Below are 14,469 nucleotides of genomic sequence, written 5' to 3' on the forward strand. Positions count from 1 at the left end.
TAACGACAAAAACGACAAAGTAAAAATACATTAAAATACCGAAATAGAGATAAATACAATCATTTTATAAGGCGGAACTGCAAGAAATACTATAATCTCGTTTCATATAAAAAGGCCGCACATTCTCATGTGCGGCCTTTTTAAGCATCGCATCGATAGGGATCAGCTATGAGCGGCCTGTCTGGCAGCGGCACGTGCTTCCACGCGAGCCCGAATAGCATCGACATCCGCGCGCGGCGTCGCGGCAAACAGCTTCTTCGTATAATCATGCTGCGGATTATTGAACACGGCGTCGCGCGAACCGTATTCGACGACCTCACCGAAATACATCACCATCACCTCGTCGGCGATATAACGCACCACCGAAAGATCGTGGCTGATGAAGACATAGGTGAGGCCAAACTCTTCCTGCAGGTCAGAGAGCAGGTTCAGAACCTGCGCCTGCACCGACAGATCGAGCGCGGAAACCGGCTCGTCGAGTATCAGCAGCTTTGGATTGAGCATCAGCGCGCGCGCGATGGCGATACGCTGGCGCTGACCGCCCGAGAACATATGCGGATAACGGTTGAAGTGCTCGCGACCGAGACCAACCTTCAACAACATCTGCATCGCCTTGGCACGCCGCTCTTCTGCCGACATATTGGTATTCAGCAGCAGCGGTTCCGCCAGAACATCACCGATCTTCTGGCGCGGGTTCAGCGAACCGTAAGGGTTCTGGAACACGATCTGCACCTTCTGGCGCATTTCCGCCGTCAGCCCGTCACGAGCGATGTCCACATCCTTACCGCCGATCTTCAGTTCGCCGGATGTCTGAGGATCGATCATCGTGAGGATACGCGCCAGCGTGGACTTGCCGCAGCCGGATTCGCCAACGATCGCCAGCGTCTTGCCCTTCTCGAGCTTGAAGCTCACGCCCTTCACAGCGTGAACCACTTTCGGTTTGCCGAACAGGCCACCGCCAACATGATAATCGCGCTTGATATCGCGCGCTTCGAGAACGATCTCGCTCATCGCGCTTCTCCTGCACTGCTGGTGTCAAAGACGAAATCGGACACCGTCGGAAGACGATCACCAGTCGCATTTTCCGGCAGAGCCGAGAGAAGCGCACGCGTGTAAGGGCTTTTCGGCGCGGAGAACAGCGACAGCACGTCGGCATCCTCCATCTTGTGGCCCTTATACTGCACGATGACCCGGTCCGCCGTTTCGGCGACAACACCCATATCGTGAGTGATCATGATCAACCCCATGCCGTGCTCCACCTGAAGCCTCATCAGGAGATCAAGGATCTGCTTCTGGATCGTCACGTCGAGAGCCGTGGTCGGCTCGTCGGCAATCAGGAGCTTCGGATTGCAGGCAATCGCAATCGCGATCATGACACGCTGGCACTGGCCACCCGACATCTGGTGCGGGAAGCTGCCGAGACGCTCGGAGGCATCGCGAATGCCGACGAGTTCCAGAAGCTCGATGGCACGCGCACGGCTCGCCGAGCCGTTCATGCCCATATGCTGCTTCAGAACTTCCTCAAGCTGATAGCCAACCGTGAAACACGGATTGAGGCTTGCCACAGGTTCCTGAAAGATCATCGAAATATCGCGACCGATGATCTGGCGGCGTTCCGAACTCGAAAGCGTGCGCAAATCCTTGCCGTCGAACGACATGACGTCCGCCGTCACGGTCGCAGTCTTGGGCAGAAGGCCCATCACCGCAAGCATGCCGACGGACTTGCCCGAACCGGACTCACCGACGATGGCGAGAACTTCGCCCTTGTCGACCGTAATATCGATGCCGTCGACCGCCTTGAAAGGACCGACCGAGGTATCGAACGAAACCGTAAGGTTCTTGATTTCAAGCAAAGCCATCAATCAGCTCCTCTTGAGTTTCGGGTCAAGCGCGTCGCGCAGACCGTCGCCAATCAGGTTGATGGCGAGAACAGTGATCAGGATTGCCAGACCGGGGAAGGTAACAATCCACCAGGCGCTCAAGATGAACTCACGCGCTTCTGCAAGCATTGTGCCCCATTCCGGTGTCGGCGGCTGCGCACCCATACCCAGGAAGCCTAGTGCCGCAACATCGAGGATGGCGTTGGAAAACGACATCGTTGCCTGTACCACGAGCGGGGCAAGACAGTTCGGCAGAATGGTCTTGAACATCAGGCGCAACCTGCTCGCACCGGCAAGCTTGGCTGCAGTCACATATTCACGTTCCTTTTCCGCCATGACGGCGGCGCGGGTGAGACGCGAAAAATGCGGGAGCAAAACCAGCGTGATGGCAAGCACGGCATTGATGAGACCCGGCCCGAGAATTGCCACCAGAACCAGCGCCAGCAGCAACGACGGAAACGCCAGGATCACGTCCATGATGCGCATGAACACCGTATCGACACCGCCACCGAAATAGCCGGTGATGAGGCCGATGGTGATGCCAAGGCACATCGAGATGATGACGATGACGAAACCGACGAGCAGCGAATACTGTGCGCCATAGATCAGGCGGGACAGAATATCACGCCCGACAGCATCTGTTCCCAGCAAGAACTGGGTTGTACCGCCGTCTTCCCAAAAAGGTGGAATCTTTACGAACTCGCGGAACTGTTCTGTAGGATTGTGCGGCGCAATGAGCGGAGCAAATATCGCCACCAGAATAATCGCGACAAAAACGTACAGGCCGATAACCGCGCCGCGATTGACGCTGAAATAGAACCAGAAGTCCTTCAGTGCGCGCATCTTTCCAATGTCGCTCGCGGCTTCCGGCTGAATAGCTGAGTGTGTCATGATACCCTCACTTATGCCGGATACGCGGATTGATCAGGCCGTACATCAGATCAACCACCAGATTGACCACCATGATGATGGCGGCAATCAGGAGCAAACCGCTTTGCACAACCGGATAATCGCGACGGAAAATGGAATCGAGCATCCATTTGCCGATTCCAGGCCAGGAGAAAATGGTTTCCGTCAGAATCGCACCGGCCATCAGCACGCCGACCTGCAAACCGATCGTCGTGATGACTGGGATCATTGCGTTGCGCAAGGCATGAATGCCCACGACACGACGGCTTGGCAGACCCTTGGCGCGAGCGGTGCGCACATAGTCCTCACCCAGCACTTCCAGCATCGCAGAGCGCGTCTGACGCGCAATAACCGCGAGCGGAATGGTCGCAAGCACGATGGTCGGCAGGATGAGATGTGACGCCGCCGACAGGAACGCGCCTTTCTGGTCCGACAAAAGGCTGTCGATCAGCATGAAGCCGGTCACGGGCGGGAAAAAATACAGAAGCGAAATGCGGCCTGAAACCGGAGTCCACTGCAAAATGCCGGAGAAGAAAATGATGAGCAGAAGCGCCCACCAGAAAATCGGCATCGAGTAGCCTACCAGCGAAATGCCCATAAGGCCCTGATCGAACCAGGAACCGCGTTTGACGGCTGCGATAACGCCTGCGGGAATACCGAGGAAAATGGCCAGGATGATCGCGCAGACGGACAACTCGACAGTTGCAGGAAACAGCGCGAAAAACTCTACCAGAACCGGCTTTTTGGTCACGAGAGACTGACCGAAATCGCCGTGCAGCAGGTTCCAGACATAATCCAGATATTGTTGCCAGATCGGGCGATCGAAGCCGAGCTGTGCCATCAGTTCGGCATGGCGCTCAGGGCTTACGCCGCGTTCGCCGGCCATCAACAGCACAGGATCGCCGGGCAGAACCCGGACGAAGGCAAAGGCGACGATTGTGATGCCTATGAAGGTCGGAACCAGATAGACGAGTTTGTTGAATATGAAACGGAACATACAAAAACTCCGACCGGGTGCAGGGGATCACCCTACACCCGGCCGCCGATTTGGCGAAACCGAAATTCGCATGCTCCTTGGAAGGAGCCATGAACGAATTTCGGTTTCAAACCAAACCAGCAACCAATTGAATCGAGTGTGGTTTACGGATTTGAGGTTCCTGAACGCGCATATCACGCAAAGAATAGAAACCTCAAATCCACCACACTCGTGTTGTCAGATTTTACTCAGCAATATCAACTTCTTCGAAGCGATAATCGCCGAGCGGGCTCTGCTTGAAGCCAGTAACCTTGGCCGACATCGGCACGAAGACCGTCGAGTGAGCAAGCGTATTCCAAGGAGCCTGCTCCTTGAAGACCACCTGTGCTTCTTCGTAAAGCTTCGTGCGTTCTTCCTGGCTGGTCGAGACCTTTGCCTTCTGGATCAGGTCTTCGAATGGCTTGTAGCACCACTGGGCACGGTTGTTGTTGCCAACGCCAGCGCAGCCGAGAAGCGTGCCGAGGAAGTTGTCCGGATCGCCGTTGTCACCGGTCCAGCCGAGGATAACGGAACCGTCGCGGTCCTTGTCGGACGACTTCTTGAGGTATTCACCCCATTCCATCGAAACGATTTCGGCGCTGACGCCAACCTTGGCCAGATCGGCCTGCATGAGTTCAGCGGTACGACGGGCATTCGGCATGTAAGGACGGCTGACGGGCATCGCCCACAGCTTCATCTTGAGATCCTTGACGCCAGCAGCTTCGAGAGCCTTCTTGGCAGCTTCCGGATCATACTTGTCGTCCTCGACCTTGTCGTTATAGCCCCACATTGTCGGCGGGATCGGGTTTTTGGCAACCTGACCCTGACCCTGGAACACGGCGTCAACGATGGCCTGCTTATTGATTGCCTGGTTCAGTGCCTTGCGGACTTCCGGCTTGTCGTAAGGTGCCTTCAGCGTGTTGTACGCGAAGTAAGCCACGTTGAGACCGGCCTGTTCGTCAACCTTCAGGTTGGAATCGGCCTGAAGCCCCTTGATATCTGCCGGAGCAGGATAGGACATCAGATGGCATTCGCCAGCCTTGAGCTTCTGCGCGCGAACGGCCGGGTCGGTCGTGATTGCGAAGACGAGATCGTCGATCTTCGGCTTGCCGCCCCAATAGTTTTCGTTGGCCTTGAAGCGGACGACGGCGTCCTTCTGATATGCGACGAACTGGAACGGGCCAGTGCCAACCGGGATCTGGTTGAGATCGTCTTTCTTGCCGTCGGCAGCAAGCTTGTCCGTATATTCCTTCGAAATGATCGAAGCGAAAGGCATCGAGATATTAGCGAGGAACGGTGCTTCCGGACGGTTCAGCACAAACTTGACGGTATAATCGTCAACCTTGGTGATGTCCTTGATCAGCGCGCCCATTTCCATGCTGTCGAAATATTCGTAGGTGATACCAGCCGTATACTGATGCCAAGGATTGTCCTTGTTGCGCATGCGATCGAAAGAAAAGATCACGTCGTCGGCATTGAAGTCGCGGGTCGGCGTGAAATAGTCGTTCGAGTGGAACTTGACGCCCTTGCGCAGATGGAAGGTGTATTCCAGACCATCGTCGGTAACATCCCAGCTTTCTGCGAGACCAGGCACGACTTTCGTCGTTCCGTTTTCGAATTCGGCAAGACGGTTGTAGACCGGGTGGGCCGAGGCATCGAAGGTATCACCGCCAGTATAGGCGGCCGGATCGAAGCCTTCAGGCGAAGCCGGCGAGCAATATACAAACGTTTTTGCCGATGCAGCACCGCTCATCAGAGCCACCAGCGCGGTTGCTGCCAGGAGTTTTTGGTAGAATTTCATTATTGTCCGCCTCCACGGAAAAGCATGCCGCGTGCACCCCATTGCCCGCAGCTTGCGCTTATCGAAACGTGTGGGCGGTCACTTTGCAAGCGCAATTTTTAGAACCAGTTCATATTCTCAACCGAATATGGCCGCATATGTTAGATTTTTATTCTAAATATAACGGCATTTTCGGAATATTGCGCTAAAGCTCCTCGATTTATAATATTATTCGCACAGAACTTGCATGAGATAATGCGCTTTATGCATCATCGACTCACGCGCGACGCCGATGCAATCGCATCAATCGTTAATCGCCCACCGCTCCGGCCATCCAGCACAACTCCCGCACCGAATTCACTAGCTCTTTTAGCGGAAGCACATTATTAAGTGGATAATATAAGTCATATTTGAGTCCAGCAAATCATGCCCGAAACCAATCCAATTCGCCCGACCACACCAGAAGCCATTCAGCTTGCCAAAACCCTGCTCCGCACCTCGCGCTATGGCGCCATCGCCGTCTTCGATGCCGCAACAGGTCGGCCATTGGCAAGCCGCGTCGCCGTTGCGACGGATCTGGATGGCACCCCACTGATTCTCGTTTCCGGGTTGGCAGCCCACACACCGGGTCTTCTGGCAAACCCTGCCTGCTCGCTTCTACTCGGCGAAGTTGGCAAGGGAGACCCCCTCGCCCATGCGCGTGTCACTCTGCACTGTCAGGCCCGGAAAATTGAGAGGACGAATTCTGACTATCCGCGCATTCGGCGACGCTACCTCAATCACAATCCGAAAGGTTCACTGTATGTGGATCTGGGAGATTTCGCGTTCTTCCGGCTTGAACTGGAAAGCGCCAGTCTGAACGGTGGCTTTGGCAAGGCGTTCAGCCTGACGCAGGACGACTTGCTGTGTGCAGCTTCGATCAGCGCGAATTTTACCGAAGGCGAACAGGGCGCGCTTGACGAACTGAATGAACACCACGCACCTGAAATCGCCGAAATAGCTCAACCGCTATTGAAAGCAGGTGCTATTAAAGATCAACTGAAAGTGATAGGCTTGGATCCGGATGGTATCGACATTGCCAAAGGCGATCTCGTTCTGCGTCATACGTTTCCAACAAGCGCTGATTCCATCAGGGAAGCCGTTACAGCACTGACCAGACGGTAAAATAAAGCCCTTGAAACAAAATCATATTTTTTTTGGGACGAAATTGCACGTCTTTATACCGGAATGAATATAAGCAAGGGCTTTTCAAACTCGGTTTATAGTATTAATTTCAATATGCATGCTTATGCAAACTCGCATGTATATTTCAACTTTGTCCAGTCTTACGGGGGTATGACGGCAAATGAGCAACGAAGATACTTTCTTTGATTTGATTCAAAACGTAGATCAAGCCGCTGATTTTCTATCGGCACTTGCTAACAATAAGCGATTACTAATTTTATGTAAGTTGCTTCACAATGAAATGTCGGTAGGTGCACTTGCCAAGGCGATTGACCTTAGCCAATCCGCCTTGTCTCAGCACCTGGCAAAATTACGAGCTCTCGACCTCGTTTCAACCCGGCGCGACGCGCAGACCATCTACTATATGGTCTCTTCGCCGCACATCGAGTTGATGTTGTCGACGCTCTCGAGTCTCTATATGAGTCCAACGCCGCGCAGACACAATTTGACGGCAGTCGCTCACGTATAACAATATGAGGTCACAGCCGTGCGATGAACGAAAACACTCATTCGCACGGCTGCGTCCAGCAGATTGACGATCAGGACGATATTCGCCTTTCCCCCTACCGTGACATTCGCGAGAAGGATCTCGTCGGACGCCAGCAACGGTTTATCGCTGAAGGCAAGGTGGTTCTGAACGTCCTGTTTTCATCCTCAGCACGATTCGAAACAGAATCGTTGCTCGTTCTGGAAAACCGGCTTGCCGGACTTGCCGGACAGCTCAGTCAATTACCGCCAGATGTGCCTGTCTATTCTGTTCCACAAACTGTCATGGATGCGGTCGCCGGATTCCATGTTCATCGTGGAATTCTCGCGGTTGGCCACCGCAAGAAGCAGCCGAACCTGCAGGCGATGCTGGATGGCTTGCCCACGAATTCGCTCGTCGTCGTTTTGTGCGGTATCTCCAACCACGATAATGTCGGCTCGATTTTTCGCAATGCTGCCGCCTTCGAATCCGATTGCGTATTGATGGACGAAACCTGCTGTGACCCGCTTTACCGCAAGGCCATTCGCGTATCGGTCGGCGCGACGTTGAAGATTCCCTATTTCCATGGCGCGAACATTGATGAAATCATTGCCGCGTTGGGCGATGCCGGGTTCAATCTGCTGGCGCTCAGCCCATCATCCTCGCTCAGCATCTACGATGCGACCAAACACGCCCGCCAGGCACTCCTGCTCGGCACCGAAGGTGACGGATTGCCACCTCGCCTGCTTCATAAGCTGCAGACCGCCAGAATTCCGATGTCCAAAGCGTTCGACAGTCTGAATGTCGCGACTGCATCGGGTATAGCTTTGTCCCGGTTCAGCAAGTTTCAGTAGACTTCTCGTTTCCCTGATGACGATAACGCTGCCGCTATCAACCGGCCGTCGATGGCTGCCAATCCTGCTGCAATCATCGCCATGCCGATCAAGTGCTTGATTTGCAGAGTCTCGCCGAGAAAAAGCGCTCCAAGCAGGATAGCACTGACTGGAATGAGAAATGTCACCAGCATGAGATTGACCGCACCCGCCGTCGATAGAATGCGGAAAAAGAGAACGTAAGCGAGTGCTGTCGAAAGCAGCGCGATACCGGCCAACGCTCCCCATACTGCAGCGCTCGGAGCAGCCAGCGTCCAGGGATGATCCACCAACAGGGCTACCGGGATGAGCATGATCGTTGTTGCCGTTACCTGACCGGTGGCCGTTATCAGCGGCGCGACTCCCATCGCTTTGAAGCGACGCCCAAAAATACCTGCCAACGAATAGGAGAATGCAGCACACAGAATCGCAAGCTGCGGCCACAGCTTGCCTCCGATTCCGCTGATGGCATCGGGTCCGATCATGATCGCCACCCCGCAAAAGCCGATCAAAACACCGGCAATCTTGTTCCGGGTGATCTTTTCGTCCACCGTCAGAAAATGTGCGACAATAACGCCGAAGAGCGGTGTCGTGGCATTGAGAATGGAGGCCAATCCACTGGCGATCTGGGTCTGTCCCCAGACGATGAGACTGAACGGCAGCAGATTATTGAGAAAACCCATACCGAAAAACGCCCACCATATATGGCGATCTTTCGGTAACGATAGGCCCATCATCCGAATTAACACCACCAAAGCGAGCGCAGCCAGCCCGACCCGGAGCGTGACGATAGTAAAAGGCGGCAACTCCCGAACGGCAACACCATTAAAGAAGAAAGAACCACCCCAAAGAACGGAAAGAATAATGAGCATCGCCCATTCCTTCCATCCCATCATTTTCTGCACTGCCATCTTCAAAACCTCTGAAGCCAAAGCTTAAGTTCCGCCCACTATGAACTTAGATTCACTCAGTGCAATTGACTTCCCGTTTATCGCTTTCAAATTCCAGAGCATATCTCTCGAAAGAAGGAACCGGCTTCAGGAGTTAGCATCTAGCTGGAGCAGATAAAAAAAGCGGGCGCTCTCGCGCCCGCTTTTCATTCATCAATCGGAAACTTGGTCAGGCTGCAGAAGCACTGGCCGTGTTAGCAACAAGACGGCGCAGCATTTCTTCAGCTTGCGGTTCACGTTCCGAACGGCCAATAAAGCCGCCGCCAAAGACGCGAGCAGTGTTGCTTTCATCAGAATAGAGCACACAGGCCTGTCCCGGAGCTATACCACTTTCGCCGTCAATCAGCTCAACCCAGGTCTGGCCATCGGCATGGCGCAGTACGGCAGGGCGTGGCGGCCGGGTAGAGCGAACCTTGGCGAAAACTTCCATTCCACCTTCCGGCAGATCACCGATCGGAGCATCGCCCAGCCAGTTGATGTCACGCAGGAAGACCTTATGCGTTTCCAGCGCTTCACGCGGGCCGACGATAACCCGCGCATTGGCAGCATCGAGATGCACGACATAGAGTGGTTCACCCGTGGCCACGCCGATACCGCGACGCTGGCCGACCGTATAGTGCACGATGCCGTCATGGCGACCAAGCGTGCGGCCGTCGATATGAACAATATCGCCAGGATTGGCCGCTTCCGGCTTCAGCTTGGAGATAATGTCGGAATATTTGCCCTGCGGCACGAAGCAGATGTCCTGGCTGTCCTGTTTCTTCGCAACAGTCAGGCCCATTTCCTCTGCAATTTCACGCACCTGGGCTTTCGGCAGGTGACCAAGCGGAAAGCGCAGATAATCAATCTGTTCTTGCGTGGTGGCAAACAGGAAATAACTCTGGTCGCGATCCGTATCGACAGGACGATAGAGCGACCGATGCGCGCCATTGGCGCGGCTGCGGATATAATGCCCCGTCGCCAGCGCATCGGCGCCAAGATCGCGTGCGGTCTGCAAAAGGTCGGCAAACTTCACCGTCTGATTGCACGAGACACATGGAATCGGCGTTTCGCCACTGACATAGGAATTCGCAAAAGGATCGATCACAGCTTCGCGGAAACGCGCTTCGTAATCGAGAACATAATGCGGAATGCCGAGGCTTTCCGAAACGCGACGGGCATCTTCGATGTCCTGTCCTGCACAACAGGAGCCAGCGCGATGAACCGCTGCGCCATGATCATAAAGCTGCAGCGTCACGCCGACGACATCGTAACCTTCACGTTTGAGAATCCCGGCCACAACAGATGAATCGACGCCGCCCGACATGGCGACGACAACGCGCGTGTCTTCCGGCTTTCCCGGCAGATCGAGGCTGTTCAGGCTCATGATTGATTCCAGCTTCCGGGCAAGCGCCCTGCTTCTCAAAATTTAGTTTTCTGCGCCCTATATAGGCTAAAGTGCGGCAATTTGCCAAGGGTCCAGGAACAATCATTGTCCAGATTGCGACAAGCCACACGCACTTCCACGTGAAGTTTTCCGATCATATGCCGCAAAAAGGCCCGTAATGGGGCACAGCCGAATATTTTTCCAAGTCTTACCAGAGTGTTACCAGGTGTTTAGGTAATTTTTAAAGCTGTCGCGTTAGTCTCCTACTCGATTAGGTCCTTGAGTGTTGTGTAGAGAGTACAATGACCGATCTGGTAAGACCGCGTATAAAATATGTTATCGGTCCTGATGGCAGCCCGCTGACCATCGCGGACCTCCCCCCCGCCAATACAAGGCGCTGGGTCATTCGCCGCAAGGCTGAAGTCGTCGCTGCTGTTCGCGGCGGGCTTCTAAGCCTTGAGGAGGCATGTCAGCGCTATACATTGACGGTGGAGGAATTCCTTGGCTGGCAATCTTCGATCGACGAGCATGGTCTCGCCGGTCTCAGGACCACCAGAATTCAACAGTATCGTCACTAAAACCTGTCTCTCCAAAGCCGAGACAGGTTTTGGAAGAACGGTAACACGACCAGGGCGGAGTAAAATCTTCCGCGATGGATCTGATAAATCGAAAACCGGCCCACGTGGCCGGTTTTTATTTGCACATTCCATTTCTATGTTGTGAACTCGTGAGGCTGATCCGCAAAAGCGGATCGAAGCGATCCAGACACGCATCGTTCAGGAGGATGGCATGAGCGCGACTATCGAGATTCGTAAGGAAGACAGTTCCGACGGTGGCCGTTACGCGGCTGTTCTCGACGGCAGCGAAGCCGAAATGACCTATACGAAGCTCGGCCCCTCACTGGTATCCATCGACCATACTTTCGTGCCGGATGCGATGCGCGGCAAAGGAGTCGCTCAGGCGCTTGCCAAGAATGCCGTTCTCGACGCCCGCCGGAGCGGATGGAAAATCATTCCGCGCTGTAGTTTCATGCATGCACAGGCGATGCGTCATCCCGATTGGTCGGATGTTTTCGGCAAAGAATAAACTTTAGAGCGCATCCCGAAAAGTGTGAAACGGTTTTCGGAAAAGATGCGCGGTTCAAAACAAAGGATTAGAGCGCCGATCTGATCCAATCAGATCGAAACGCGCTCTAAACGGAAGACTTACTGCAGATCACGAATGCGGCGCGCCAGGCTTTTCGAGCCATCGTTCTTGCCTTTGTCTGTGTCGGATTTTTCCGCTGCCTCAAGAATTGAGTGGATTGGAGAATCCGGTCCTTCTTTATCGGCGGTTACAGCCACCATGCGGGCGGCAAGCTCAGCCATTTCTTCACGAAGCGCTGCATTCTCGCGTTCGATTTCGGCCTGCTCGGGGCTTACATTTAAACCCGTATTCTTCCGGCTATAGCGTTCGATTTTTTCCTGCGCATCGGAAAGCTCCGATATCAGCTTCTCAAGCTTCTGCTGCAATTCACCATTGCGGCGCTTTTCGCTTTTCAGCTCCGTCTGTGCAGACGTCAACTGGGTCGAAACTTCGTTGTAACGCGCTGCGGCTTCCTTGCGATCTCGACGCATTTCGGTCATCTCGTTTGTCAGACGGCTGTACTCCGTCTCGCTTCCACTTATCTCGATCCGCAAAGTATCGGCCAGTCCCTCGAGCGCACTGTAGTGGCTCTGCACCCGCTCCAGTTCAGCCTGAAGGATTTCTGCCTTTTCCAGCGCCGTATCGCGTGCTGCTTCGGCATCCTTGGTCACCCGTTCATGCTCAGCAAGTTGCTTCTCGATATCGGCCTGGCTCCCCTCGAGGAGCGGGATGCGTTTCAGCTCTTCATATTGCCGGGCAAGCGTCACCTTCTGTTCAGCAGCCTTCTGGCGTTCGAGCTTCAGCAACTGTTCCTGTCGGCTGAGCGCAACAGCATGTTCGGCCCGGAGCCCGTCACGGTCGGCACGTATCTCGGCTAGCGTTATCGGCAGTTCAGCCTGCACCTGACGGCGCGCCAGAAAGAAAGCGCGTCGCCAGACAGAAGGGCCAAGCAGAACCACGACGAAAACCGTCACAAGAACACCGAATATGAAAAAGAGAGCGGACTGGATCACGGTTTCAAATGGGCCCGAACAGTTTCAGACAAGCATTTACTATTCATAGTGCGCGATCGACCGTCTTTCCAGCCAGCTAGAGCATAATCCGATCGGAGTGAAACGAGGATCGATAAGATTATGCTTCAAAGAGAAGATTTTAGAGCGCCGATCTGATTCAATCAGATCGAAACGCGCTCTAAAACAATCTCCGGCTGAAAAGACACCTATCTGTAACTAAGCTTTAGAACGGATTCCATGTCGGCGCTGCGGACAGCTTCAGATAGCCTATATTCACGCCCAGTCTTGCGCCCACACCGGTGCGGATCGGAACCAGCATGATGTTCTCGCGTTTCAGGACGTTGAAGCCCACGCCTGCAATGACATAAGCAGAGCCCGCAACACCGGCATACCGGCCATACAGGTTCTGGATGTCATCGAGATTATAGACGAGCATCATCACACGAGACCCCTGCCCGCCGAAATCCCAACCAAGTGAGGGACCTTGCCAGTAGGTCTTATGGTCGCCTGCGTTCTTGGTGTAGAGTGTACCTTCACCATAAGTCAGGCCGCCGATGAAAGCGCCGGAACCTTCTTCACCAAGAATATAGCCGTTGGGCAGACCAAAACTCTGGAAGGCCTTCTCGACCGCGCTTGCGATACCGCCCGAAGTCGAGCCGAAGAACCTGTGACCAGATTCGACGATTTCCTCGGCAGTGTATGTGTTCTGTGCTCTCGCCTGATTTGGCAGAGCGATGAAAGAAACAAACAGCGCCGCAAAAAACGCAACGAAGCACGCCGCATTGCGGAACCTGATTTGCGACAGGGATTGTATGGCCATGTAAAATTCCTTTTGGCTCTCCGCTCCTCTGTCTGACGGCCCTGTTAAAGCCAGACCACGTCTCTTCCGGACATTTCGGTCGAATCGCGCCTATTTTAGACCCGAATTTATTGTCCAAACCTTTAAGCATCGAAATTGACTTTACGAAGGCATCTGATTTCCGGTCTTTTTCACACTGATGTGAGGAAATGCCGAGGCATACGGCTCGAAAAGAGAGCTTTGTTGCGGCAGTCCGATGGCGCGTGTATCCAGTTAAATCGACATTCAGGGCGATTCGCCCACCTTCATGCAGCGCGCAAACTCTGGCTTTGCGGGCTGTCTCGTTAACCGAAAACGGTCCCGTCATCCGAAACGATCAGGTGACAGGGATCGATCCGCGTTCCGGAGAAAACGCCATGCCAATGCCCGTTACCCTTTCTGCGCTCGACCTCGGTGCGCTTCTGTGCAGCAGGATCTGTCATGACATCATTTCGCCGGTCGGCGCGATCAATAACGGCCTGGAGCTGCTGGAAGAAGGCGGTGCCGACGAAGACGCAATGTCGCTCATCAAGTCGAGTGCCCGCAATGCTTCCGCCCGCCTTCAGTTTGCCCGCATCGCTTTTGGTGCCGCAGGTTCGGCTGGTGTGCAGATCGACACCGGTGATGCCCAGAACGTCGCCACTGAATATTTCAAAAACGAAAAGCCGGAGTTCACCTGGGAAGGCACCCGCGTCCTTCTGCCCAAGAACAAGGTGAAGCTGCTTTTGAACATGCTTCTTATCGCCAATGCAGCCATACCGCGTGGCGGCTCGCTGGCCGTGCGTCTCGAAGGCGGAGACACCGAACCGCGTTTCGTCATCACCGTGAAGGGCCGCATGCTGCGCGTGCCGCCGAAGTTCCTTGAGCTTCATTCGGGTGCAGCCCCGGAAGAGCCGATCGATGCCCATTCCGTCCAACCTTACTATACACTTCTTCTGGCCGAAGAAGCTGGTATGAAGATTTCCATCCACGCCACTGCAGAAGACATCGTATTTTCTGCTGAATAAGCACTCCAGAGCGCGGGACCAACC

At 54.3% G+C, this 14,469-nt stretch carries 15 protein-coding genes; 6 read left to right on the forward strand and 9 right to left on the reverse strand.

Annotated features, from left to right (window positions below; translation table 11 throughout):
• Positions 1 to 162: 162 nt before the first annotated feature.
• The 5 genes from ACYSN1_RS14850 to ACYSN1_RS14870 all read right to left on the reverse strand — a co-directional run bounded on the left by ACYSN1_RS14850 (position 163) and on the right by ACYSN1_RS14870 (position 5,605).
• Entirely contained in the window at positions 163 to 1,011 is an 849-nt protein-coding gene (locus tag ACYSN1_RS14850; protein WP_461726390.1) for a dipeptide ABC transporter ATP-binding protein, read from the reverse strand.
• Positions 1,008 to 1,859, reverse strand: coding sequence for an ABC transporter ATP-binding protein (locus tag ACYSN1_RS14855; RefSeq protein ID WP_140021647.1), 852 nt, complete (start codon positions 1,857 to 1,859; stop codon positions 1,008 to 1,010). The genes ACYSN1_RS14850 and ACYSN1_RS14855 overlap by 4 nt, the downstream gene beginning before the upstream one ends.
• A 3-nt stretch (positions 1,860 to 1,862) precedes the next feature.
• Positions 1,863 to 2,771 carry an ABC transporter permease subunit gene (locus ACYSN1_RS14860; protein WP_461726391.1) on the reverse strand — a complete coding sequence of 303 codons (909 nt, stop codon included), beginning with the start codon at positions 2,769 to 2,771 and terminating at the stop codon, positions 1,863 to 1,865.
• A 7-nt stretch (positions 2,772 to 2,778) separates the two neighbouring features.
• A complete protein-coding gene (locus ACYSN1_RS14865; protein ID WP_461726392.1) occupies positions 2,779 to 3,786 on the reverse strand; it encodes an ABC transporter permease subunit in 1,008 nt (335 codons plus the stop codon).
• Between the two features lie 223 nt (positions 3,787 to 4,009).
• Positions 4,010 to 5,605: an ABC transporter substrate-binding protein gene (locus ACYSN1_RS14870; protein WP_461726393.1), complete on the reverse strand. Its 1,596-nt coding sequence runs from the start codon at positions 5,603 to 5,605 to the stop codon at positions 4,010 to 4,012.
• A gap of 405 nt (positions 5,606 to 6,010) precedes the next feature.
• Between ACYSN1_RS14870 and ACYSN1_RS14875 the strand changes: the two genes are divergently transcribed.
• The 3 genes from ACYSN1_RS14875 to ACYSN1_RS14885 all read left to right on the forward strand — a co-directional run bounded on the left by ACYSN1_RS14875 (position 6,011) and on the right by ACYSN1_RS14885 (position 8,128).
• Positions 6,011 to 6,748, forward strand: coding sequence for a HugZ family pyridoxamine 5'-phosphate oxidase (locus ACYSN1_RS14875; protein ID WP_461726394.1), 738 nt, complete (start codon positions 6,011 to 6,013; stop codon positions 6,746 to 6,748).
• A 181-nt stretch (positions 6,749 to 6,929) separates the two neighbouring features.
• Positions 6,930 to 7,277, forward strand: a complete 348-nt coding sequence (locus tag ACYSN1_RS14880; protein ID WP_461726395.1) for an ArsR/SmtB family transcription factor — start codon at positions 6,930 to 6,932, stop codon at positions 7,275 to 7,277.
• A gap of 23 nt (positions 7,278 to 7,300) precedes the next feature.
• Positions 7,301 to 8,128 (forward strand): TrmH family RNA methyltransferase, encoded by an 828-nt coding sequence (locus ACYSN1_RS14885; protein WP_461726396.1) that lies wholly within the window; start codon positions 7,301 to 7,303, stop codon positions 8,126 to 8,128.
• On the opposite strand, the gene ACYSN1_RS14890 is transcribed toward ACYSN1_RS14885, so the two are convergent.
• Together ACYSN1_RS14890 and mnmA are read right to left on the reverse strand one after the other, a co-directional pair.
• Complete coding sequence (locus ACYSN1_RS14890; RefSeq protein WP_461726397.1) at positions 8,122 to 9,057, reverse strand: DMT family transporter; 936 nt, start codon at positions 9,055 to 9,057, stop codon at positions 8,122 to 8,124. The genes ACYSN1_RS14885 and ACYSN1_RS14890 overlap by 7 nt on opposite strands.
• Positions 9,058 to 9,265: 208 nt before the next feature.
• Positions 9,266 to 10,462 carry a tRNA 2-thiouridine(34) synthase MnmA gene (gene mnmA / locus ACYSN1_RS14895; protein ID WP_461726398.1) on the reverse strand — a complete coding sequence of 399 codons (1,197 nt, stop codon included), beginning with the start codon at positions 10,460 to 10,462 and terminating at the stop codon, positions 9,266 to 9,268.
• 302 nt (positions 10,463 to 10,764) lie between these two features.
• On the opposite strand from mnmA, the gene sciP reads away from it, so the two are divergent.
• Together sciP and ACYSN1_RS14905 are read left to right on the forward strand one after the other, a co-directional pair.
• Positions 10,765 to 11,040 (forward strand): CtrA inhibitor SciP, encoded by a 276-nt coding sequence (sciP, locus tag ACYSN1_RS14900; protein ID WP_010659559.1) that lies wholly within the window; start codon positions 10,765 to 10,767, stop codon positions 11,038 to 11,040.
• Between the two features lie 211 nt (positions 11,041 to 11,251).
• The gene (locus ACYSN1_RS14905; RefSeq protein WP_461726399.1) at positions 11,252 to 11,548 is read left to right on the forward strand and encodes a GNAT family N-acetyltransferase; all 297 of its coding nucleotides are present in this window, start codon (positions 11,252 to 11,254) and stop codon (positions 11,546 to 11,548) included.
• Positions 11,549 to 11,667: 119 nt separating this feature from the next.
• On the opposite strand, the gene ACYSN1_RS14910 is transcribed toward ACYSN1_RS14905, so the two are convergent.
• Complete coding sequence (locus tag ACYSN1_RS14910) at positions 11,668 to 12,576, reverse strand: hypothetical protein (protein WP_461726576.1); 909 nt, start codon at positions 12,574 to 12,576, stop codon at positions 11,668 to 11,670.
• A gap of 247 nt (positions 12,577 to 12,823) precedes the next feature.
• Positions 12,824 to 13,420 carry a DUF1134 domain-containing protein gene (locus ACYSN1_RS14915; RefSeq protein WP_010659556.1) on the reverse strand — a complete coding sequence of 199 codons (597 nt, stop codon included), beginning with the start codon at positions 13,418 to 13,420 and terminating at the stop codon, positions 12,824 to 12,826.
• A 395-nt stretch (positions 13,421 to 13,815) separates the two neighbouring features.
• Between ACYSN1_RS14915 and chpT the strand changes: the two genes are divergently transcribed.
• On the forward strand, positions 13,816 to 14,445 hold the full coding sequence (chpT, locus tag ACYSN1_RS14920) for a histidine phosphotransferase ChpT (protein WP_461726400.1): 630 nt from the start codon (positions 13,816 to 13,818) through the stop codon (positions 14,443 to 14,445).
• Positions 14,446 to 14,469 lie beyond the last annotated feature (24 nt).

Source organism: Brucella sp. LJL56 (assembly GCF_054871705.1).